Source organism: Nocardia amikacinitolerans (assembly GCF_900215415.1).
GTDB lineage: Bacteria > Actinomycetota > Actinomycetes > Mycobacteriales > Mycobacteriaceae > Nocardia > Nocardia amikacinitolerans.
The window spans coordinates 1,118,237-1,138,239 of record NZ_OBEG01000001.1 but is presented as its reverse complement, the minus strand read 5'-3'; the positions used below and the strand labels follow the sequence as shown (position 1 = coordinate 1,138,239).

Here is a 20,003-nt window from a genome sequence, read left to right as displayed (position 1 = left end):
CTGAACCTCATCTTCGGTGGCGAAACGCCTGCAACACGGACGCATCAACCGAAGCACCCTTGATCGATCTGGACCGAAACCCGGGCATGGCCCGGGTTTCGGAGAGTGACCCGAAAGACGCGATGTCAGCGGGTGGCGATGATGGCCGAGCCGTGGCCGAAGAGGCCCTGGTTCACCGCGATACCCGCGCGGGCGTTGTCCACCTGTCGGCCGTCGGCCTGGCCGCGCAGCTGCCAGGTGAGCTCGCAGATCTGGGCGATGGCCTGTGCGGGGATCGCCTCACCGAAACAGGCCAGGCCGCCGCTGGGGTTCACTGGCACGCGTCCGCCCAATGTTGTTGCGCCGCTGCGCAACAGTTCCTCAGCGCCGCCCGTCTCGCAGAGTCCGATGTCCTCGTACCAGTCCAGCTCCAGCGCGGTGGACAGGTCGTAGACCTCCGCGAGGGACAGGTCGGCGGGACCGAGCCCGGCCTCCTCGTACGCGGCGTGCGCGAGGTCGGAACGGAACGCACGGGGCGGGGCCTCGACGGCCACAGCGGAGTCCGTCGCGAAATCCGGAAGGTCGAGAACGGTTTTCGGGAAGGTCGGCGTGAGCGTCGACAGCGCCCGGATGCGGACCGGGTCGGTGACGCCGTGCCGACGCGCGTACTCCATCGATGTCAACACCAGTGCGGCCCCGCCGTCGCTGGTCGCGCAGATGTCGAGCAGCCGCAACGGGTCCGAGACGATCGCCGAGGCGGCGACCTCCTCGATCGAAACCTCCTTGCGGTAGCGGGCATACGGGTTGTTCAGGCCGTGCCTGGCGTTCTTCACCTTGACCGCGGCGAAATCGTCGAGTGTGGCGCCGTGCAGCGCCATCCGGCGGCGGGCATACAACGCGAAATAGATAGGATTGGTAGCGCCGAGCAGGTGGAAACGCAGCCAGTCCGGATCGTCGCGTCGCTCACCGCCGACCGGCTGGAAGAAGCCCTTCGGGGCGGCATCGGCGCCCACCACCAGCGCCACGTCGCACAACCCCGCCAGGATTTGGGCGCGTGCGTTGGCGATGGCCTGCGCACCGGAGGCGCAGGCGGCATAGCTGCTCGAGATCTGCGCACCCGACCAACCCAACGCCTGAGCGAACGTCGCGCCCGAGACGAAACCGGGGTAGCCATTGCGGATGGTGTCCGCGCCGGCGATATAGCCGACATCGAGATGGTCCACTCCGGCATCGGCCAGCGCCGCGCGGGCGGCGACCAGCCCGTATTCGACGAAATTGCGCCCCCACTTGCCCCACTGGTGCATGCCCGCACCGAGGACGGCGATGTCGCGATCATTGGTGTCAGTCATTGACCGGCCTCCACATCCACACCGTGTACTCGGCTTCCTCGTCGGCGTACAACGTGCCGAGAGTCACTTCGACCGGCATGCCGACGGCCAGGTCGTCCACCGTGAGGCCGCGCACGACCTGCCCGAGAACCACCATCTGCTCGACCTCGAGCTCCACTGCCGCAACGACATACGGCTCGAACGGATCGGGTGACACATAGGGCGCCGGAGGTTTGTACCGGGCGTCGGCATACGACCAGATCCGCCCACGTCGGGAAAACAGATGCTCGACGAGCTCGGAGCCATCCCTCGGACCGGAACACTGCGGATTCCGGCAGGCCAGGGTGTTCCGCGGGAAATACGGTGTGGCGCATACCTTGCAGCGACTCCCCTTCAGACGCACCACACCGTCGTCCGCAGTGAACCAGTCTGCCACGGCGGGCCGTTGTTCTTTCTGCACAGCCCGACCGTATAGGAACACGTTCTATTTTGGGGCCGAAATCCGCTCCAGCGATCCGCGGGCGGAGGTACGGTGAATCCGGATCGAGGACGTCCCGACCCCTCGAGTCGATCTGGAGTACCACAACGCGATGGGCGCCAAAGCCATTGATCCCCAAACAATCCGCAACGTCACCATCATCGGCGACCCCGACGAGACCACCCGAGTGGCCCACCTCCTTCGCCGCCGCTCCGGTCGGCCCGGCTCCGGCACCCGGGCCACGGTCGACTGGAAGACGGGCCGCGTCGAGCACACGATCCGTATCGCCGCGCTGACGAGCCACGCGCCCATGGCGGAGCTGGAGCGGTCCATCCGCGTAGCCGACGGTGTGGTCGCGGTCGTGAACGCCGCCGCGAACCCCATCCCGCACGTCGAGACGATGTTGCGGGTCGCCGACGACCACCAGGTCGCCCGCCTGTGCCTGATCAACGGACTCGACCACCCCGCAGCGGATTTCGACCGCTGCGTCCGCACGATCGCCGACACCCGCGGCGCGGTCCCACTGGCGCTACAGATCCCCCTCGGCGCCCACCCCACGTTCGAAGGCGTCATCGACCTGCTCCCGCTGTGGGCACTCGAATCGCTGGCCGCCGAACTCTACGGCAGCCATTGGGAAGTCGCCGAGCGGTGGTACGGCAACCTCGTGAAAACGGTCATGGAACAAGTCCCCTCGGATCCGAACGCCTCCCCAGCCCGGTGCGACATCCCGCTCGACCAGTTGCATCACCGCATCCGCTACCTCACCCGCATCGGTGACGTCGTACCCGTCCTATGCGGTGCAGCGCCCATGAGCGATGACATCGCCACGCTCCTGGACGCCATCGCCCGCTACCTGCCCTCCCCAATGGATGTCTGCCAACCAGAACACGCCCTCGACTATTGAGGCCCTCAGCGGCTTGCACGGCCCGGCCTGGCGAGATTGGTGAGGCGGCGGGCTCGGCGTGCGGCGACCACCCGCGCCGCCGACCACAGCGGGTTGCATGGCAGTTGTCGTGGGCATCGACGTCGCCAAGGAGTTCCACTGGGTCGCGATCGTCGTCGCCGAAACCGGAAAAGTCCAAACACCTGGCTGCACAACCTCCCGCCAATGGTGAAAGGCCGCGACCGATGCACCGCCCTCATGGATCCAGCCGATGCCGCCGAACACGGTCTGTCCGACGGTGAACCGGTGACCGTGACTTCACCGATGGGTTCGATCGTGGTGACCCTCGAGGTGAGCGACGAAATCCGCCCCGGTGCGATCGCGATCCCGCACGGATGGGGACACCGCGAGCCCGGCGTCGGCTGGACGGTCGCGGCGTCACTGCCTGGTGCGAACGTCAATCTGCTGCACGATCCTTCGTCGATCGACCCGTTCTCGGGCGCTTCGGCGGTCAACAACACGTGGGTCCGCGTGACACCCGCGCCGGTCGCGGCATCCGATGCCCCGGAATCCGAGACGCTCGCGGAGTCCGCGCCGACCGGCTGAGAAGCCGAGCGCCGCCCCGCCCGTTGGTTCCGCCGATGCCCGGGGCGGTTGCGCATCTGCCGGCCACCGCTGTCGAGGAGGGTCGGGACCTGTCCTCGATAGCGGCTCCTGACCGACGGCCCTATCGTCTCCGGCGGCCCGGCCTCACTTCAGGTGCCGGGCGAAGGACCGGTTCGCTTCCTCCCCGGCGTACTGTGGGACGCCGGTGTGCCCGCCCATGTTGGCGTGCAGCGTCTTCTCCTTGGAGCCGAAGGCGTCGAACAGGTCCAAAGCCCTCTGCCGGTCGTTGCCTTCGTCGTCCCACTGCAGCAGGACATGCAGCGGAATGGTGACCTGCCGGGCCTCCTCGATGATGGCACGGGGCACGAAACTTCCCGCGTACAGAACGGCGGCCGAAACGCGTGGCTCGACCGCCGCCAGCCGGGTACCGATGGAGATCACCCCGCCCGAATACCCGACCGGGCCGCCGATCTCGGGCAGTGCGAGGAGTGCGTCCAAGGCGGCCCGCCATTCCGGGACCGCCTTGTCGACCAGTGGCAGGATGAGCCGGTCGATGATCTCGTCGGTGACATGTTCGCCACTGGCCACCGCCCGGCGCAGGTCGGTGCGGGCCTGATCGGCGGCGGCCGAACTGGGCCGCTCTCCGCTCCAGGGCAGTTCGATGGTGGCCGCGGCGAAGTCCTCCGCCACGGCGTAGCGGGCCCTGGCGAGCAGTCGCGGGTACGCGTTGCGCAGCCCGAGGGGCGGGGGGCCGATCAGGATCAGCGGTACCGGCCCGGATGCGGATCCGGGCGTCCACAGGATGCCGGGAATCTCGCCGAGGATGAATTCGCGCTCGAGGATGTCGTCGTCGAGGCGCTGTTCGGTAATGAATTGCACGGTCGTGCCTTTCGGGAGTGCTGTCGAACGGCGCTCCCGGACGACCTATCGCCCGACCGTGACCCCAGAGAGGAGCACCCATGCCGATACTGCGTTCACGGGTACCACCTCCTCGTCCTATCGCACGGCCTCCGGAAAAGTAGCAGCGGCCTCGATGGTTCACCAACAGGTTTTGCGGTTCAACGTGTGCGGCGACGTCTTGCCTCACACGGGCGACCGCGTGGGCGCGGCGGGTGTTCGCCGGACCCGATCGATCATCGACTCGAGGAAGGCGCGTGTGCCGCCGCGAGCGGTCCTAACGCGGTGAAACCCGGTGCTGCTCAAGCGGGTTCGATGCGGGCGGGGACGTGTTTGTGCCAGGGTGTGCCCGCGATGGCGTCGCGCAGGGTGGCGTCGGTGAGTTCGTTGAGCGCGACGCCGGTGCGGGTGCCGTCGGGCAGGTCGAGGCCGAAACCGTTGGGCAGGGAGACGTGGCCGGGCTGCATGCGGTCGGTGAGTTCGACGGTGGTGACGGCGCTGCCGCGGCGGGTGGTGACGCGAGCGCGGTCGCCTGCGCCGAGGCCGAGGCGGGTGGCGTCGTCGGGGTTCATGCGCAGTGCGCCGTCGGGGTCGCGGCGACGCCACGTGTCGTCGCGGAAGATGGTGTTGGCGGTGAAGGAGCGCCGCTCCCCCGCCGCCAGCACGAACGGGTAGTCGGCGCTGGTGTGGGTGGCGGGCGTGGTGTCGAGTGCGCGCAGTGCGTGCAGCAGTTCGGGGATGGCGAGGGGAATGCGTTTGCCGGGGTGCGGGACGTAGTCCCAGGCGTCGGCGTAGTCGTCGACGGTGAAGGTGACACCGGAGCGTCCGGCGAGGATGGCGTCGAAGAGGGCGTCGGCGTCGCGGTGTCCGGCGCGGCGCATGGCGGCGGGATGGGTGCGGGCCACGCGCTGAGCCAACGCCCACAGCACCGCGGCCGAACGGGCGCCGTCGGGCAGGGTGGGGCCGAGGGTTTCGTAGAGCAGATGCGGCGCCAAGCCCGCGGTGTTCTTGTCGACGGCCAACAGTGCGGCGAAGGCCAGCGCGTAGGGGCGGCGGCCGAGGCGGGCGGCGGCGCGCAGCAGCGCGAGCTTGGTACGGGAGACCGCGCCGAGTTCACGAAGCAGCCGCGCGTAGATCTCGGGTTCGGGCAGCGTGCCAGGCAGCGGGTCGAGCAGCGGCGCGCGCAGATGGAAGGTGTTGCGCGGGAATTCCAGGGTGAAGAAGGTGGCTTCCCACTTCTCGAACTGGCTGGCCGCGGGGAGCACGTAGTCGGCGTGGCGGGCGGTTTCGGTGAGTGCGACGTCGATGACGACCACCAGATCCAGTGCGTCGAGCGCGGCGCGGAAGGAGGTCGAATCGGCAAGGGAGTGCGCGGGATTGGCGGATTCGACGATCATCGCGCGGAAGCGGTCGGGATGGTCGGTGAGTATCTCCTCGGCGATGGAGTTGCACGGCAGCATGCCGCCGAGCACGGGTGCGCCGGTGACGGGACTGCGGCGGATGTCGCGGCCGTAGCCGGCCAGCGGGACCAGCCACGAGTGCGGTTGCATCGCGCCCGGCGCGGCGAAGTTGCCGGTGAGCAGCCACAGCAGTTTGTTCAGATACGAGATGAGGGTGCTGTTGGGGCTTTGCTGCACGCCGAGGTCTTCGTAGGTGGCGACGCTCGCGGCGGTGCCGATGCGGTGGGCGGCGGTGCGCAGCAGCTCGACCGGGACGCCGCAGCGGTCGGCGTAGTCGGCGATGTCGACATCGCGCAGTGCGGCGAGGACGTCCTCGGCTTGGCTGGTGTGGGCGGTGAGGAAGTCGTGATCGAGCAGATCGTCGCGGACCAGGATGGCCAGCAGCGCCGCGAGGCACCACGCGTCGGTTCCGGGGCGGACCTGGAGGTGGATGTCGGCGAGGTCCGCGGTTTCGGTGCGCACCGGGTCGATGACGATCATGCCGCGGGCGGGATCCTTGGCGATCTGCTGCAGGATCGTGCGGGTGCGCGGCACGCCGTGGGACTGCCAGGGGTTCTTGCCGAGGAATACCGATACTTCGGCGTGTTCGAAGTCGCCGGTGGTGTGGCCGCCGGTCAGGTGGGCGTCGACCCAGCCTTCGCCGGTCTTCTCCTGGGCGAGCGCGGTGGAGCGGTAGCGGCTGCCGAGGGCGCGGCGCAGGGCTCCGCTGTAGGCGCCGCCGAGGTGGTTGCCTTGACCGCCGCCGCCGTAATAGAAGATCTTGTCGCCGCCGTGCTCGTCGCGTACCTGTTTCAAACGGGCAGCGACCTCGGAAATGGCTGTGTCCCAGTCGATTTCGGTGAAGGTGCCGTCGGGTTCGCGGCGCAGCGGGCTGGTCAGGCGGGCGCCGCCGTTCTGGTAGTGGTCAAGGCGCAGCGCCTTGTTGCAGGTGTAGCCGGCGGAGGCGACGTGGTCTTTGTCGCCGCGGATCTTGGCGAAGCGGCGGCCGTCGAGCTGAATGAGCAGGCCGCAATTGTTCTCGCACAGAATGCAGGCGGTCTTGTGCCAAGTCGCTGGTTCATCGGCCGAAGCGGTGGCACGGGCGGCAGCGGTGTCGCGGGTGGGGGCGTTCATCGGCTCACCTGATCCACACGGGTGCCGTCGAGCCACGGTTTCGGGTCGGCGAGAAACGGTGTGTCCCCGAGCCGGGCGAGGTCGTCGAAGAACGCGCGGGTGGTGCGCGCCGCGGCGGCCGTGGTGCCGACGGAGACGAACCCGGCTTGTTCGCGGTCCAAGCCGCGGGACAGGCGGGTGTCGGTGCCGAAGTAGACCGCGCGCTTGAGTTCGGCGACGACGACCGGATTGCGGGCCGCCAATCGGGCCGCGGTGGCCTGGGCTTCGGCAAGCAGCTGGTCTTCGGCGACGACGCGGTGCAGCAGTCCGAGCCGGTGGGCCTCGGCGACCGACAGCGGCGCGCCCTCCAAGGTGACCTCGAGCGCGGCGGCCGCGCCGAGCAGCCTGGTCAGGCGTTGGGTTCCGCCGCCGCCGGGGATGAGGTTGGCCATGGTCTCGATCTGGCCGAGCTTGACGTGCTCGGCGTCGGCGGCATAGCGCAGGTCGCAGGCCAGCGCGATCTCGTGGCCGCCGCCAAGCGCCGGGCCGTTGATGGCGGCCAGATACACCGCGTGGGAGCGGTTCATGCGCAAGGTGGTTCGTTTCCAGCGGTGCCCCCACACCAGTCCCACGCCGAGGCCGCCGCCGAACCGCTCCACCGCCGCCGTCGCGCCCGGGATGCGCAGCGCGGCGCTCGCGGCGCGCAGCAGCGGTGCGGCGACGCGGGCGGGCACGAACGGGTGCGGCAGTTCGATCATGCCGGTCAGCGCGCTGGGGTCGGCGTGGGTGAGGAACCGTCCTGGCAGTCCGCCGGTGAGCACGACCGCGCCGACCGTGTCGTCGGTGTCGACGGTGGCGGTGAGGCGGTCGAGGTCGCGGACGAACTCGGTGGTCACGAAGTTCAGCGGCGGTGCGACGGCGCGGGCGGTGAGGACCCGCCCGTCCTGGGTGAGGTCGATCGTCTCCAACCGGAGGTCGGCTGCGCGGGACATCGGCGGCTCCTTACGGCGCGCGACGGTGGACGAGGCTCGGCGTCGACCCGGTGCGGTCGAGCGGCTTCGGCACCTACTATGGCACACACCATAATCGTGGTGTCAAGACCGAGCGGGGTGTGGCGGCGCGGGCCGGACAGGGGTTGACTTGTTCGCATACTCAGCGCGGAGGTCCAAAGGTCGAGAAAGGAGCAGTTATGTCCGGCAAGACCAAACAGGCCCGCAAACCGGGTACCGAGCCGACCGAGACCGCACCTTCGGTCCCCGAATCGGCGGGACAACCGTCGGCAACCGAATCGAATATCGGGAACGGCGGACTGCGTGTCCCGATTCCGACGGTCGGGGTGCGGATGGCGCGAGTCCCGCTTCCGCCCGGATCGCGCACGGCGGCCGACGGTGTCTCGTCGGTGCTGCATCGAGTGCCGGATCGGGAGTCGATGCTCTACTACGGTGGGCTCGGCGCGGCGGCCGCCACCGGACTGGTGTCGTGGCCGGTGGCCACGGCGATCGGAGTCGGTGTCTGGGTCGCCGAGCATGCCCGAAACGTTGCCGCCGCCGGTCGGTAACGCCACATCGATCAGCGACAGCACGCTCCGGCCCTGGTCGGCTGCGTGGCAGATCCGCGGCCGCTGAACGCGCGCGACGGTGGTCGGTGTCGGCCCTCGAAGCGCCCCGGAAATGGCGTGGCCGTGCGCGCACGGTTCTCCTATGTTCGGATTCGTGATCTCCGCTCCGCTACGCCCGGCCGTGACCGCCGACGAACCGTTCCTCTGGGAAATGCTCTACGATGCATCGCATGCCGCCGATCAGGGATTGACCGTCGCCGATCTCGTGACCATCCCGGCGCTGGCGCGCTACGTGGCGAAGTGGGGTCTCGACGGCGATCTCGGTGTCGTCGGCGGCCCGGCCGAATCCCCTTCCGGCGCGGCGTGGTTGCGCCTGCTCACCGGCGCGGACGCCGGTTACGGCTACGTCGACGACACGACTCCCGAACTCGCGATCGCCGTCGCGCCGCGGGCGCGCGGCACCGGGCTGGGCACGGCGATGCTCGAACGGCTCGTCGCCGACGCCGCGCGACGCTATGCGGCGGTGAGTTTGAGTGTGCGCGAGGAGAATCCGGGCGCGGCGGCTGTATCAGCGCATGGGCTTCGTCGATGTGGACGGTTCACGCATCGTCAACCGCGCAGGCACGACCAGCGTCACCATGGTGTTGCGGCTGCGCTGAGATCGATCGGCGCTCAGCGTTTGGCGCGCTGCGCTTCGGCCAACGTCGCCGCGATCTTGTCGGCGCCCGCGAGCCGCTGCACCCGCGCGGACAATCCGGGCGCGATGCCCGCCAGCAGCGCCCCGAGGCGCACCTGCGGCGGGGCCACGTCGATCTCGCCGACATTGCGTTCCACGGCGCGGCGCACCGCGGCCGCCACCTGGGCGGGCGAGGAAGTGCCGGTGCCGGGGGCCGCGGGAACACCCGCGTCGGCGAACATGCCCGCGTCGCGGACGAAGCCGGGGAACACCGTCGAGACGCCGACACCGTGCGGGGCGAGGTCTTGGCGCAGTGCCTGGGCGAAGCCGCGCAGCCCGAACTTGGTGGCGTTGTAGAGCGAGACCCGGGGTGAGGCGATCTTGCCCGAGATGGAGGAGATGAACACCAGATGCCCGTGTCCCTTGGCGATGAGGGGTTCGGCCAGCAGGCGTGCGGTGACGATCGGGGCGCGCAGGTTCACATCGAGGGCGCGGTCGATCTGCTCGATGGAGTAGTCGGTGAGCAGTCCGCTGGCGGGCACGGCCGCGTTCGCGATGACGATGTCGAGCGGGCCCGCCGCCGCGAGCAGCGCGGCGACTCCGTCGCGGTCGGCCAGATCCGCGGGCACGGCGCGCGCGCCGGTCTGCTCGGCCAGCGGGGCGAGCACGTCGACGCGGCGGCCGGTGAGCACCAGCTCGGCGCCGCGTTCGGCGAACGCGTGGGCGATGGCGTGCCCGATGCCGCCGGTGGCGCCCGTGATCAGAACTCGCGAACCTTCGATCTTCATCAGCTGTACCGTCCCCTGTCGCCGTGGCGTGCAGAACGCGGGTCTGTCCCGCTTCTGGGAGCACGGTAGCGAGCCGAGCGGGTCGGACACATCCGCGCGCGGTCGGATCTGTGGCTCCGACCGTGGTAGGGCATGCCGGGTCAGTGCGCGGTGCCCGGGTAGAGCGCGCGCAGCTCGTAGACCGCGTCGTCGAGGGGCTCGGTGCTGCGCTGGACCCGGCACAGCGCGATGGCGCCCTCGAAGGAGGCGACGGTGAGCACCGCCAGGCGCCGCGCCCGGTCGGCGGGAACATCGTGACGGATGAGCACGTCGGTGAGCGCGGCGTGCCATCGACCGAAGACCGCGGCCGCGGCGCGCGCGAATTCCGGTGCCTCGTCGTTGGTTTCGACAGCGACCGCGAAGATCGGGCACCCCGCGCGGAACTGGCTCTCGCGCAGCGTGGTGCGCCACATCTCGGCGAATTTCTCGAGCGCGTCGAGCGGGTCGCTGTCGCGGGTGAGGCGCTCGATGTAGCCGGACATGATCTCCCCCGCCGTGGTGACCGCGTCGTTGACGAGCTGGGTGCGTCCGCCGGGGAAATGGTGATACACCGAGCCGCGCGGTGCGCCGGTGCTGGCAAGCACCCGGTCCACGCTGGTCGCGCTGGCGCCGTGCACGCGCAGCGAGTCGATGGCGCCCTCGATCATCCGCTGCCGCGCGTTGGGCAGGCGGGTGCGAGAAGAACCGTCGGTGCTGGATCGGCGTGCCACGTCACCATTCTATGGGGATGCCCATAGTGGGTCAGTGGACTCGGGTGCGATGGAACTCCAGGAACGCGTCCAAGGTCCGTTGCGGCGCCTCGATCTGCGGGTAATGGCCGATGTCGGGCAACTCCACCACGTCGGGATCCTCGATCAGTTCGCGGTAGCGCTCGACCATGTGCGCACCCGAGACCGGGTCGCGCAGCCCGTCGATCAACCGCACCGGCACCACGGCGTGCTGCAACGCGCCGACCCAGCGTTCGCGATGCTTGCGTCGTTCGGCCATGTACCGAATGATCTTGTGGCCGTTGCGTTTACCGTGCCGGGACGACCACAGCAGCCAGAACTGGTGCAGTTCGGTGGCGCTCGGGCGGGTGTCGGGTCCGAAGACCGCCGCCAGACTGCGTTCGAACGCGGTCTCACCGCCGAGAACCCCGACCATCGGTCCCAGCGGCCCGGCAAGCAGCCGCTGCACCCAGCGCGCGCGGTGGGTTTCGGGGAACAGTCCCCCGTTGAGCAGGCACACCGATTCGATGGTCAGCGAGTCGTCGCCGGTGGCGCGGCGTTCCGCGTCGCGGGCCAGCAGTTCCTGGGCGACGGTGTCGCCGTAGTCGTGGGCCAGCACATGGAAACGGTGCACGCCCTGTTCGCGCAGCAGTTGTTCGTGCAGGTCGGCTTGGTCGGCGATGCTGTAGTCGTATTCGCGCGGTTTGGCCGACCAGCCGAAGCCGATCATGTCGGCGGCCAGCACCCGGGCGAACCGTTCGCACAGACCGGGCCACACGGCATGCCAGTCCCAGGACGCGGTCGGGAAGCCGTGGATGCACAGCAGGACCCCCTCGGGTCCGCCGCCGCCTTCGGTCCAGAAGATCTGGTGCCCGTTGTGGGTGAACCGGTGGCCGTTGGCACGCCAATTCGAAAACTCCTCCATACCCGACAAGCATTGCCGGTGCGCGGGCGCGCGGCAGCGATTCCGGGGAATCGGCCCATCGACCGCGTCGTCTACGGCGGGGAAACGGCGATCGTGGTGTTTTGGGAGAATGCGTCGGTGCATGTGGCGATCGGGCTGGTGGTTCTGGTGGCGTCGGCGGCCGCGCTGGCGGCGCTGGCGCGCCGCTTCGGTGTCTCCGAACCGTTGGTGCTGACCCTGGCCGGGGTGGCGGCCTCCTATCTGCCGTTCGTTCCCGCGGTGCATCTGGAACCGGAGGTGGTGCTGCTCGGTTTGCTGCCGCCGCTGCTCTACACCGCCGCGATCCGGACCTCGCTGGTGGATTTCCGCGCCAACATCGGCACCATCGCCTCGCTGTCGGTGGGTTTGGTGCTGTTCAGCACCTTCGCGGTCGCCGCGGTCGTGTGGTGGCTGCTTCCGGTGCCCTTCGCGGTGGCGGTCGCGCTCGGCGCGGTGGTCGCCCCGCCCGACGCGGTGGCCGCGACGGCGGTGGCGCGCCGGATCGGGATGCCGCGGCGCATCGTCACCATCCTCGAGGACGAGTCGCTGTTCAACGACGCGACCGCGCTGGTGGCGTTGCGGACCGCGATCGCGGCCTCGGCGGGCACGGTGTCGGTGTGGCAGGCCGGCGGTGATTTCCTGCTCGCCGCGGGCGGCGGCGCGCTGGTCGGTGTCGCCGTCGCCTACCTGCTCGCGATGTTGCGGCGGCGAATCAGCGACCCGGTGCTCGACACTACGCTGTCATTTCTCGCGCCGTTCGTGGCGTATCTGCCCGCCGAAGAGATACACGCCTCCGGGGTGATCGCGGTGGTGACCTGCGGGATGATCCTCGGCCACGGCGCGCCGGTGTGGCAGTCGGCGGCCTCGCGTATCGCCGAGCGCACCAACTGGCGCACCATCCAGTTCATTCTGGAGAGCTCGGTGTTCCTCATCATCGGGTTGCAGGTGCGCGCGATCGTGGAGGGCGCGTGGAGCAGCGGGCTCGACCACACCACCCTGGTGGTCTCGGCGATCGCGGTGCTGCTGGCGGTGATGCTGGCGCGGCCGCTGTGGATCTTCCCGTGGTCGCTGCTGTTCCAGCGGCTCGGGCGCTCGACCGTGCCGCTGAGTTATCCGACGGTGGTGTCGTGGGCGGGCATGCGCGGGGTGGTGACCTTGGCCGCGGTGCTCTTGCTACCCGAAGACACCCCGCAGCTGCCGGTGCTGAAGCTGCTGGCGCTGGTCGTGGTGGCGGGAACGTTGCTGCTGCAAGGCACCTCGCTGCCGTGGCTGGTGCGGCGCCTGCATCTGCGCGGCCCGAGCCGCTCGGAGGACGCGCTACAGAAAGCCGACCTGCTCACCCAAGCGGGCGCGGCCGGAATGGCGGCGCTGGATGCCGCTGCCGGACCCGACACCCCGCGGCAGGTCGTGCAATCACTGCGCGATCGGCTGACCTGGCGCACCAACGCCGCCTGGGAACGGTTGGGCCGCGCCGAATCCGAACAGCGAACGCCCACCGCCGAATACCGCAGGCTGCGCCTCGAGATGCTGCGCGCCGAACGCGAAACGGTACTGCGGGTGCGGGATTCGGGCGGTGCGGACTACGAGATCCTCCAGCACGTGCTGGCCCGGCTCGACCTCGAGGAATCGATGATCGACCGGTTCGACGAAACCGAGGAAGAACGCCGCGAACCCCTCGCCGCGCCCGCCGCGGCAGGCGACTGCGACCACCTGCGGGCCGCGCCGCTGCTGCGCGAACCCACCGAACCCGACCGGTGCGCCGAATGCGTCGCCGAGGGCCAGAACTGGGTGCACCTGCGAATGTGCCTGTCGTGCGGGCACATCGCGTGCTGCGACTCCTCACCGGGCAACCACGCCACCAAACACCACACCGCCACCGGGCACCCGGTGATGCGCAGCGTCGAACCCGGCGAAGCCTGGCGCTGGTGCTACGTCGACGAGCTGCTCGGCTGAGCACCCACCGCCACCGGACGGCGCGCGTGCGAGTAGATCAGGCGGGCGTATTCGTTGAGCAGCCGCTGCAACGACAGGTTCTCCCCGCCCGCCGCGATCTGCTGGTAGCCGATCAGCATCGCCATACCGAGCGAGGTGACCACAGCGGCGGTCTCGTCGTCGCCGACCACGCCGTTGATCACCTTGTGCACGGTGCGCCGCCGCGACTCGTCGACCCGCTTGAGCGCCAGATTCACCGATTCGTCGTTGGCGGCCCACGCCCGGATCGCGGCCTCGGCCGCGTGATGCAGACCCGCCGCGAGATCCGACATCGCGCGCACGTCGTCGTCGGGATCGCCCTGATTGAACTTCAGCGTGCGCAGGATCAGCACCTGCCGGTTCTCCCAGTGCTCGAGCAGCGCGTCGACGAAACCCTGCCAGCTGCCGAAGTGGTGATAGAACGAGCCGCTGGTGACCCCGAGCCGACGGCACAGCAGCCCGATGTTGAGGCCCTTGAACCCGAGTTCGGCCAGCACCTCCAGAGCGGTGTCGAAGTACTGCTCCTTGGTGACCACTCGTGACATGCGGATGCCGTTCTGCTCGTGCGGGCAAGGGGGGAGGGCCCGAACAGTACCGCATCGGTTCGCGCGCGCGTGCGGGCACAACCGAATCCGCTAGGTGACGCGCGGTAGCTGTTACCGCGCGAAATATGCAGTGCCCGAGGCGAACCGAAACGGGGTTGCATAACAGAGCACTTGCTCTGTTATAGTCGGCGGCATGCCGCGCCCCCGCACCCACGACCCCGACGCCGTGCTCGACGCCGCGGAATCGCTGGCCGTCCGCGGCGGCCCGGCCGCGGTCACCATCCGTGCCGTCGCCGCAGCAACGGGGGTGTCCAACGGCGCGCTATACCACACCTTCGGGTCGCGATCCGGGGTGTTGGGCCGCGCGTGGCTGCGGGCCGCGCGTCGGTTTCTCGCGGTGCAGAACGAGTTGGTCGAGGCGGCCGCCGGATCCGAAGGCGACTCGGGCGTCGGCGAATCGAAAAGCGCTGCCCAGCAGCTGGATTCGGCGGCGAATGCTGTGCGGGACGAGGCGATCGTGGCCGCCGCCGAAGCGCCAAGCGTCTTCGCCGAGCGATTCCCCGACTCCTCACGCCTGCTGCTCACCGTCTCGCGCGAGCAGCTGCTCGGCGAGGACCTGCCCGAGGACGTCGCCGCCGAGGTCCGCGCCGCCGAACGCGCGCTGATCGACCTGCTGGTGCGGCTCGCGCAGCGCCGATGGGGCCGCCGCGACCGTCGCGTGGTCGAGGTCCTCACCACCTGCCTTGTCGACCTGCCGACCGCCATCCTGATCCGGCGCGAGCGCATCGCCGAACCCTTTGCCCGCGAACAACTTCGGGCCGCCGTGCGCGCCGTGCTCGCGGTCGGACCTCCCCCCTGATCCGCAAGTCCCGACCACTCTCGACGAAGGAACCACCGTGCCCACCCTGGAATACCACGACAAGATCGCCGTCCTCGACCTCGGCGGCGACGAGAACCGCTTCTCCCCCGACTTCCTCGACGAAGTGAACGCCCACCTCGACACCGCCCTCGCCGAAGGCGCCCAAGGCCTGCTCACCACCGCGAGCGGCAAGTTCTACTCCAACGGACTCGACCTGGACTGGCTCGGCGCCAACGCCGATCGCGCCCAGTGGTACGTCGGACGCGTGCAAGCGTTGTTCGCGCGCGTGCTCACTCTGCCCGTGCCCACCGCGGCCGCACTGCCCGGACACGCCTTCGGCGCGGGCGCGATGCTCGCCATCGCCCACGACTACCGCGTCATGCGCGCCGACCGCGGCTACTTCTGCTTCCCCGAAGTCGACATCCGCATCCCCTTCACCCCCGGCATGGCCGCCCTCATCCAAGCCAAACTGACGCCGAAGACCGCGGTCGCGTCCATGACCACCGGACGCCGCTACGGCGGAGAGGCCGCCGCCGAAGTCGACATCGTCGACGCGACCGCACCGGAAGGCCAGGTCACCGGAGCGGCGCTGGAGATGCTGCTGCCCTTGGGCGGCAAGGACTCCGGCACCCTCGGCGCGATCAAGAACACCATGTTCGCACCGGCCGTCACCGCGCTGACCACGCTGTAGACCTGAACGGTTTCGTCGGTCAGCGTGGCGGAGTGTGCTCGCGATCGGCCAAGTGGGTCTCGAAGAACGCGAAGATGCGACGCCAGGCGTCGGCGGCCGCGTCGGCGTTGTGGCCGAGGCCCGTGACGCGCAGCAGCCGGTCGCCGGGAAAGGTATTGGCGAAGCCGTGCGTGACACCCGGATAGGTCTTGATGTCGTGGGCGACACCGAACTCGGTGAGCGTGCGCTCGAGCTTGGCGGGCGCGCCCACCAGCGACGGATCCAGACGGGCGTAGCTGGCCACCACCGGGCAGATGCCGTCGAGCAAGCCGCGGTAGTCGCCGTACAAGCCCGGATAGAACGGCGCGGCGGCATCGAAACCGCGCGGCGCGGTGAGCAAGGCGAACCCGCCGCCCATGCAGAAACCGATCACTCCCGTGCGCCCGGTGCACGCCGGATCGGCCACAAGGCGGCCGCGGGCGGCGAGGATGTCACGAACCGGGACCTCCTCGGCATCGGATTTGCCCCCGGTGAACCACAACGCCCGCATCACCGCCCGCATGCAGCGCGCGCGACCCCGCGAGAACAGATCGGGCGCGATCGCGAGGTAGCCGTGGTCGGCCAGCATCGCCACGTGCCCCTCGAGGTCGGTGCCGAGGCCGAGCACATCGTGAACCACGACGACGCCCGGCCACGGCCCCGCACCCGCCGGGCGGGCCAGCAGCGCGGGCAGCGGGCCATCCGGTGCACTCAGCTCGACGGTGTCCATGATCGGAAATCTACGCCGCGCAAGGTCGCTACCACACACTTTCCGTACGCCTCACACAGTCGGTGCCTATGTGGACCGTGTGAAAAGTGTGTGGGACGGACCGGGTCGCGGCGGTAGGCCGGCGGGGTGTCGTTGGGGCGGCGGGGGTCAGGGCGACGCCAGGTCGAGGTGCCGGGTGTCACCGAGGATGGTGACCTCACGGTTGTGGAAGAAGTCGTCCTCGGTGAGCACCGTGATGCTGCCGGGCGCGGCGCGGAAGGCGACGTAGTCCGCCGAGTCGATCGGCATCCCGATCCACGCCGCGAGCACGAATGTCATTGCGCCGCCGTGTGTCACGACGACCTGGTTCTCGCAGGGGTAGTCCACGATCGTGCTCATTGCGGCGTAGATACGTTGGGCGAGTTGCCATTTCGTCTCCGCACCGGCGATTCCCTCGTCGTGGCGCAGGCGCTCGCCCACGGCGGGTGGCGGGACGAATCGCCGGTCCAGCCACTCCTGCGGTCTGCCGCCCGCTTCGCCGTAGGACTTCTCGCGCAGTCGTTCGTCGAGGATCGGCGTCACGCCGAGCGCCTTGCCGATCGCCTCGGCCGTTCGGGCGGTGCGCAGCAGACCCGAGGAGTGCACCGCCACCTCGGCTTCTCCGGGTATCCGCGTGCGCAGCGACTCGGCGATGGCCACCGCGGCGCGCTCGCCCGCCGCGGTGAGTCGCGAGTCGTACCATCCGCCGACCAAGCGGTCGACGTGATGGGTCGCCTGCGGGTGGGTGACGACGTAGATGCGGCGCACTGGGCCTCCTCGGGTCGCTCGACTCTACTCGGTGATCCAGCCGAGGTTGATCGCGTTCTGGTGCATGAAGTCTTCGACCGCGGGCAGCGTGAGGAACGAAACCGCATACAGGACAACGAGGACACCGAGCGCGACCGCCCACTGGCGAGGGCCGGCTACCGCAAGGCGCGCCTCGTCCTGTCCGGCGTCGGTGGTGTGGTCACGGCGCGTCTGCGGGAGCCGACGGTCGGCAGGCCTCAGCATCCACGACGCGACGGCGAGAATCGCGAACATCAGTGGCGACGACCACGATTCGACACCGTCGCCTGCCTCGAGATGGAGGACAACGGCACCCGACCACAGGAAGAAGGCGCCCGCGTACGCCCATTCCTTGATCAGGCGGAACCCGGGCACGATGATCGCGACGGCCGCACCGACCTGCCACGCCCCCAGCACGTAGGCGAAGGAACGCGGGAATTCCAGGTGCCGCAATTGGATTTCCACCCACTCGATCGTCAGCAGGTTCCACACCGATCCGGCGACCAGTTCGAAGACGACGGCAAGCGTGGTCACCCAAAAGGCGATGGGCCGAATCCGGCTCCCCTTTCGGTTGCTTCGTGCGGCCGAATCCGGCTTGTCGTCGGTCGCGTGCCGCGGCGGTGTGATGGTTGGCGTGTTCGTCTCAGTCGACATCGGCTTCTCCTCGGGTGATGTTGCGTGGAATGGTCAGGGCGGCGAGTTTGTCGGGATTGCGCAGGACGTAGAGGTCGGTGATCGCGCTGTCGGCGATCTCGAGCACGAGGATCGCTTCGAGCCGGTCGTCGAAGGAGATGGCGATCGCCGGGTCGTGGTTGTAGGTCATGGTCTCGATCCGGACGCCGGCGATCGCCCGCATGACGGGGAAGAGGCCGACCAAGATCTCGGCCACCCGCCGCGCGCCCTGCGCCCGCGCCGCGATCGCGGACACCTTGCCGCCGCTGTCGGTGGTCCAGGTGACGTTCGGTGTCAGCATCGACAGCAGGCCCGCCATGTCGCCGGTGGTGGCCGCGGTCATGAACCGTTCGGTCAGCTCGGCGGTACGCGCGGAATCGGCGGGCCCGAACCGTTGCCGCCGCGCCTGGATGTGTTCGCGGGCGCGGTGCGCCACCTGACGCACCGCGGCCACGGACTTGCCAACCGCCGTGGCGATCTCGTCGTAGTCGAAGCCGAAGACCTCGCGCAGCACGAACACCGCGCGCTCCTCCGGAAGCAGCGTTTCCAGCAGCACGAGCATCCCCATCGACACCGCCTCGGCCAGAACGACATCGGTCGAGGCGTCACCCTCGGCGAGCAGCAGCGGCTCGGGCAGCCACGGGCCGACGTACTCCTCGCGGCGGCGCGCGCTCGCCCGCCGCGAGTTGAGCGCCTGCCGGGTGACCAGTTGCGCCAGATACGATTTCGTGTCACGCACGGACGCCAGGTCCACCTCGGCCCACCGCAGATAGCTGTCCTGGAGAACGTCGTCGGACTCGGTCGCCGAGCCGAGGATCTCGTAGGCGATGGTGAACAGCAGTGGCCGCAGCAGCGTGAACCGCTGGGCGTGCCCGTCGGTCGTCATGGGGAGATGATCACCGGTCATCGACATCGGCGTGCCTCCGCGGTCGATCCGCCGCGCCGGTTCCTGCGTATCGGCCACCGAGGACGGCAACCTTGTGGCGTGTGTTGATCGGTCATGCCCTCGAGACAACGCGGAGCCGCCGAACATGACAGAACGTGATCCAGATCACTCGCATGGCGGCAGCGCCTCACGGCCCTCGCGGTGACCTATCTCGGATAGCTAGTTGATCGCGGATTGCCCGGCGATATCGATCATCCATCGCGTCGGGTACACCAAAATGCCAGGAAAATGGCTAGTCGCCGCGAGAAAGCGTGATGGATGCTGGATATATGCTGTATCGGTGGTGTCCGCGCCGTCACCGATGCTGGCCCTGTCCGGACGACCGCCCGGAAATCCGGACGGTTGGGCCTTCGAGATGAAATGGGACGGCATGCGCGTCGTCGCCGCGGTGGCCGAAGGCGACTGTCAGCTCTACAGCCGCAACCGCAAACACGTCACCGGCTCGTTCCCCGACATCGCCGCCGCCGTCGCCGCGGCGGTCGGCGAGCACCGAGCCACCATCGACGGGGAGATCGTGGCGCCGGAAGGGGCGAGCGGCGCGCCGTCGTTCTCCCGGCTCCAACGCCGCATGCACGTCCGCGCGCCGACCGCGCAGCTGATCAGGGACGTTCCGGTGCTGTACATGATCTTCGACCTGCTCGCCCTCGACGGCCACGCCACCACCACCCTGCCCTATCGGCAGCGGCGCGAGTTGCTCGCCCAGCTCGACATCGCCCGCCCGCCGATCCAGTTGTCGCCCTACTGGACCGACATCGAGCCCGAGACGCTCTCGGCCGCCGCGGCACAGAACGGGCTCGAGGGACTGGTCGCCAAACGCCTCGACTCCACCTATCAACCGGGCGAACGGTCGCGCAACTGGATCAAGATGCCGTTCCGCAAAACCACCGAAGCCGTCATCGCCGGATGGTTGCCAGGAAACGGCCCGTTCGCCGAGTCGTTCGGATCCTTGATTCTCGGCGCACACGACTCGGCGGGACGCCTGGTCCATATCGGCAATGTCGGCACCGGATGGAAAGCCGCGGAACGGCGCAGCCTACGCACTCGCCTGGACCGACTCGCCCGCCCCGACACCCCTTTCGACGTGCCGCCGCCGCGCGCGATCGCCGTACCGGCGCACTGGGTCGAGCCCGAGCTCGTCGCCGATATCGAATACCGGGAAGCCACCCCCGAGGGATTGCGTCATCCCAGCTGGCGGGGTATCCGCATCGACAAAAGCCCCGCCGAGATCACAGTGCCCTGAAGTAGTGATCCAGCGACGCCCGACGGCACCCACCTCGTCGCCGGGCGCAGGCTCACCGGCTTCGCCCGGCGGGAAGAAGTGGGCAGACACCGA

General features: G+C 69.2%; 21 protein-coding genes and 1 pseudogene. 9 read left to right on the top strand and 13 right to left on the bottom strand.

Features of this window, described 5'->3' with window-relative positions:
• Nucleotides 1–125: 125 nt before the first annotated feature.
• Entirely contained in the window at nucleotides 126–1,328 is a 1,203-nt protein-coding gene (locus CRP45_RS05460) for a lipid-transfer protein (RefSeq protein WP_097244041.1), read from the bottom strand.
• The gene (locus CRP45_RS05455) at nucleotides 1,321–1,767 is read right to left on the bottom strand and encodes a Zn-ribbon domain-containing OB-fold protein (protein WP_425436911.1); all 447 of its coding nucleotides are present in this window, start codon (nucleotides 1,765–1,767) and stop codon (nucleotides 1,321–1,323) included. Before CRP45_RS05455 ends, CRP45_RS05460 begins: the two co-directional genes overlap by 8 nt.
• 130 nt (nucleotides 1,768–1,897) lie before the next feature.
• Here CRP45_RS05455 and CRP45_RS05450 point away from each other — a divergent pair, with 130 nt between their 5' ends.
• Nucleotides 1,898–2,689 carry a GTP-binding protein gene (locus CRP45_RS05450; RefSeq protein WP_097244040.1) on the top strand — a complete coding sequence of 264 codons (792 nt, stop codon included), beginning with the start codon at nucleotides 1,898–1,900 and terminating at the stop codon, nucleotides 2,687–2,689.
• A gap of 204 nt (nucleotides 2,690–2,893) precedes the next feature.
• Complete coding sequence (locus tag CRP45_RS05445) at nucleotides 2,894–3,274, top strand: molybdopterin dinucleotide binding domain-containing protein (RefSeq protein WP_097244039.1); 381 nt, start codon at nucleotides 2,894–2,896, stop codon at nucleotides 3,272–3,274.
• Between the two features lie 144 nt (nucleotides 3,275–3,418).
• Here the strand turns inward: CRP45_RS05445 and CRP45_RS05440 are convergent, their stop codons facing one another.
• The 3 genes from CRP45_RS05440 to CRP45_RS05430 all read right to left on the bottom strand — a co-directional run bounded on the left by CRP45_RS05440 (nucleotide 3,419) and on the right by CRP45_RS05430 (nucleotide 7,715).
• Nucleotides 3,419–4,153 carry a dienelactone hydrolase family protein gene (locus tag CRP45_RS05440; protein ID WP_097244038.1) on the bottom strand — a complete coding sequence of 245 codons (735 nt, stop codon included), beginning with the start codon at nucleotides 4,151–4,153 and terminating at the stop codon, nucleotides 3,419–3,421.
• Between the two features lie 320 nt (nucleotides 4,154–4,473).
• On the bottom strand, nucleotides 4,474–6,744 hold the full coding sequence (locus CRP45_RS05435; RefSeq protein ID WP_097244037.1) for a molybdopterin-dependent oxidoreductase: 2,271 nt from the start codon (nucleotides 6,742–6,744) through the stop codon (nucleotides 4,474–4,476).
• Nucleotides 6,741–7,715 (bottom strand): enoyl-CoA hydratase/isomerase family protein, encoded by a 975-nt coding sequence (locus CRP45_RS05430; RefSeq protein WP_097244036.1) that lies wholly within the window; start codon nucleotides 7,713–7,715, stop codon nucleotides 6,741–6,743. The genes CRP45_RS05435 and CRP45_RS05430 overlap by 4 nt, the downstream gene beginning before the upstream one ends.
• 197 nt (nucleotides 7,716–7,912) lie before the next feature.
• Between CRP45_RS05430 and CRP45_RS05425 the strand changes: the two genes are divergently transcribed.
• The 3 genes and pseudogenes from CRP45_RS05425 (at nucleotide 7,913) to CRP45_RS34910 (ending at nucleotide 8,940) form a co-directional block, all read left to right on the top strand.
• A complete protein-coding gene (locus CRP45_RS05425; protein WP_097244035.1) occupies nucleotides 7,913–8,281 on the top strand; it encodes a hypothetical protein in 369 nt (122 codons plus the stop codon).
• Nucleotides 8,282–8,393: 112 nt separating this feature from the next.
• A pseudogene (locus tag CRP45_RS35240) lies at nucleotides 8,394–8,789 on the top strand (N-acetyltransferase family protein); the annotation flags it as partial.
• Nucleotides 8,790–8,814: 25 nt separating this feature from the next.
• Nucleotides 8,815–8,940 carry a hypothetical protein gene (locus CRP45_RS34910; protein ID WP_281256162.1) on the top strand — a complete coding sequence of 42 codons (126 nt, stop codon included), beginning with the start codon at nucleotides 8,815–8,817 and terminating at the stop codon, nucleotides 8,938–8,940.
• Nucleotides 8,941–8,953: 13 nt separating this feature from the next.
• Here the strand turns inward: CRP45_RS34910 and CRP45_RS05415 are convergent, their stop codons facing one another.
• The 3 genes from CRP45_RS05415 to CRP45_RS05405 all read right to left on the bottom strand — a co-directional run bounded on the left by CRP45_RS05415 (nucleotide 8,954) and on the right by CRP45_RS05405 (nucleotide 11,416).
• Nucleotides 8,954–9,745, bottom strand: coding sequence for an SDR family NAD(P)-dependent oxidoreductase (locus CRP45_RS05415; RefSeq protein WP_097244034.1), 792 nt, complete (start codon nucleotides 9,743–9,745; stop codon nucleotides 8,954–8,956).
• A gap of 140 nt (nucleotides 9,746–9,885) precedes the next feature.
• A complete protein-coding gene (locus CRP45_RS05410; protein WP_245909915.1) occupies nucleotides 9,886–10,494 on the bottom strand; it encodes a TetR/AcrR family transcriptional regulator in 609 nt (202 codons plus the stop codon).
• Between the two features lie 31 nt (nucleotides 10,495–10,525).
• The gene (locus tag CRP45_RS05405; RefSeq protein WP_097244032.1) at nucleotides 10,526–11,416 is read right to left on the bottom strand and encodes an alpha/beta fold hydrolase; all 891 of its coding nucleotides are present in this window, start codon (nucleotides 11,414–11,416) and stop codon (nucleotides 10,526–10,528) included.
• 117 nt (nucleotides 11,417–11,533) lie between these two features.
• On the opposite strand from CRP45_RS05405, the gene CRP45_RS05400 reads away from it, so the two are divergent.
• Nucleotides 11,534–13,387, top strand: coding sequence for a Na+/H+ antiporter (locus tag CRP45_RS05400; RefSeq protein ID WP_097244583.1), 1,854 nt, complete (start codon nucleotides 11,534–11,536; stop codon nucleotides 13,385–13,387).
• On the opposite strand, the gene CRP45_RS05395 is transcribed toward CRP45_RS05400, so the two are convergent.
• Nucleotides 13,363–13,950: a TetR/AcrR family transcriptional regulator gene (locus tag CRP45_RS05395; protein ID WP_097244031.1), complete on the bottom strand. Its 588-nt coding sequence runs from the start codon at nucleotides 13,948–13,950 to the stop codon at nucleotides 13,363–13,365. The two genes, CRP45_RS05400 and CRP45_RS05395, sit on opposite strands and share 25 nt — an antisense overlap.
• Nucleotides 13,951–14,143: 193 nt before the next feature.
• Here CRP45_RS05395 and CRP45_RS05390 point away from each other — a divergent pair, with 193 nt between their 5' ends.
• Nucleotides 14,144–14,809, top strand: a complete 666-nt coding sequence (locus CRP45_RS05390) for a TetR/AcrR family transcriptional regulator (protein ID WP_097244030.1) — start codon at nucleotides 14,144–14,146, stop codon at nucleotides 14,807–14,809.
• A 37-nt stretch (nucleotides 14,810–14,846) separates the two neighbouring features.
• A complete protein-coding gene (locus tag CRP45_RS05385; protein ID WP_097244029.1) occupies nucleotides 14,847–15,500 on the top strand; it encodes an enoyl-CoA hydratase-related protein in 654 nt (217 codons plus the stop codon).
• Nucleotides 15,501–15,519: 19 nt separating this feature from the next.
• Here the strand turns inward: CRP45_RS05385 and CRP45_RS05380 are convergent, their stop codons facing one another.
• The 4 genes from CRP45_RS05380 to sigJ form a co-directional block, all read right to left on the bottom strand.
• Nucleotides 15,520–16,248: a dienelactone hydrolase family protein gene (locus tag CRP45_RS05380; RefSeq protein WP_097244028.1), complete on the bottom strand. Its 729-nt coding sequence runs from the start codon at nucleotides 16,246–16,248 to the stop codon at nucleotides 15,520–15,522.
• Between the two features lie 147 nt (nucleotides 16,249–16,395).
• The gene (locus CRP45_RS05375; RefSeq protein WP_097244027.1) at nucleotides 16,396–17,034 is read right to left on the bottom strand and encodes a histidine phosphatase family protein; all 639 of its coding nucleotides are present in this window, start codon (nucleotides 17,032–17,034) and stop codon (nucleotides 16,396–16,398) included.
• Between the two features lie 24 nt (nucleotides 17,035–17,058).
• Entirely contained in the window at nucleotides 17,059–17,706 is a 648-nt protein-coding gene (locus tag CRP45_RS05370) for a DoxX family protein (protein WP_097244026.1), read from the bottom strand.
• Nucleotides 17,696–18,610, bottom strand: coding sequence for an RNA polymerase sigma factor SigJ (gene sigJ / locus CRP45_RS05365; RefSeq protein ID WP_097244582.1), 915 nt, complete (start codon nucleotides 18,608–18,610; stop codon nucleotides 17,696–17,698). Before sigJ ends, CRP45_RS05370 begins: the two co-directional genes overlap by 11 nt.
• Before the next feature lie 340 nt (nucleotides 18,611–18,950).
• Between sigJ and ligD the strand changes: the two genes are divergently transcribed.
• Nucleotides 18,951–19,910: a non-homologous end-joining DNA ligase gene (gene ligD / locus CRP45_RS05360; RefSeq protein ID WP_245909913.1), complete on the top strand. Its 960-nt coding sequence runs from the start codon at nucleotides 18,951–18,953 to the stop codon at nucleotides 19,908–19,910.
• The last annotated feature ends 93 nt before the right edge of the window (nucleotides 19,911–20,003 follow it).

Bases quoted from the DNA above. Each gene is read 5' to 3' on its own strand.
- CRP45_RS05435 (WP_097244037.1), bottom strand. From the start codon at position 6,744: ATGAACGCCCCCACCCGCGACACCGCTGCCGCCCGTGCCACCGCTTCG.
- sigJ (WP_097244582.1), bottom strand. From the start codon at position 18,610: ATGACGACCGACGGGCACGCCCAGCGGTTCACGCTGCTGCGGCCACTG.
- CRP45_RS05445 (WP_097244039.1), top strand. From the start codon at position 2,894: ATGGTGAAAGGCCGCGACCGATGCACCGCCCTCATGGATCCAGCCGAT.
- CRP45_RS05380 (WP_097244028.1), bottom strand. From the start codon at position 16,248: ATGGACACCGTCGAGCTGAGTGCACCGGATGGCCCGCTGCCCGCGCTG.
- CRP45_RS05450 (WP_097244040.1), top strand. From the start codon at position 1,898: ATGGGCGCCAAAGCCATTGATCCCCAAACAATCCGCAACGTCACCATC.
- CRP45_RS05415 (WP_097244034.1), bottom strand. From the start codon at position 9,745: ATGAAGATCGAAGGTTCGCGAGTTCTGATCACGGGCGCCACCGGCGGC.
- CRP45_RS05430 (WP_097244036.1), bottom strand. From the start codon at position 7,715: ATGTCCCGCGCAGCCGACCTCCGGTTGGAGACGATCGACCTCACCCAG.
- CRP45_RS05460 (WP_097244041.1), bottom strand. From the start codon at position 1,328: ATGACTGACACCAATGATCGCGACATCGCCGTCCTCGGTGCGGGCATG.
- CRP45_RS05405 (WP_097244032.1), bottom strand. From the start codon at position 11,416: ATGGAGGAGTTTTCGAATTGGCGTGCCAACGGCCACCGGTTCACCCAC.
- CRP45_RS05395 (WP_097244031.1), bottom strand. From the start codon at position 13,950: ATGTCACGAGTGGTCACCAAGGAGCAGTACTTCGACACCGCTCTGGAG.
- CRP45_RS05390 (WP_097244030.1), top strand. From the start codon at position 14,144: ATGCCGCGCCCCCGCACCCACGACCCCGACGCCGTGCTCGACGCCGCG.
- CRP45_RS05425 (WP_097244035.1), top strand. From the start codon at position 7,913: ATGTCCGGCAAGACCAAACAGGCCCGCAAACCGGGTACCGAGCCGACC.
- CRP45_RS05370 (WP_097244026.1), bottom strand. From the start codon at position 17,706: ATGTCGACTGAGACGAACACGCCAACCATCACACCGCCGCGGCACGCG.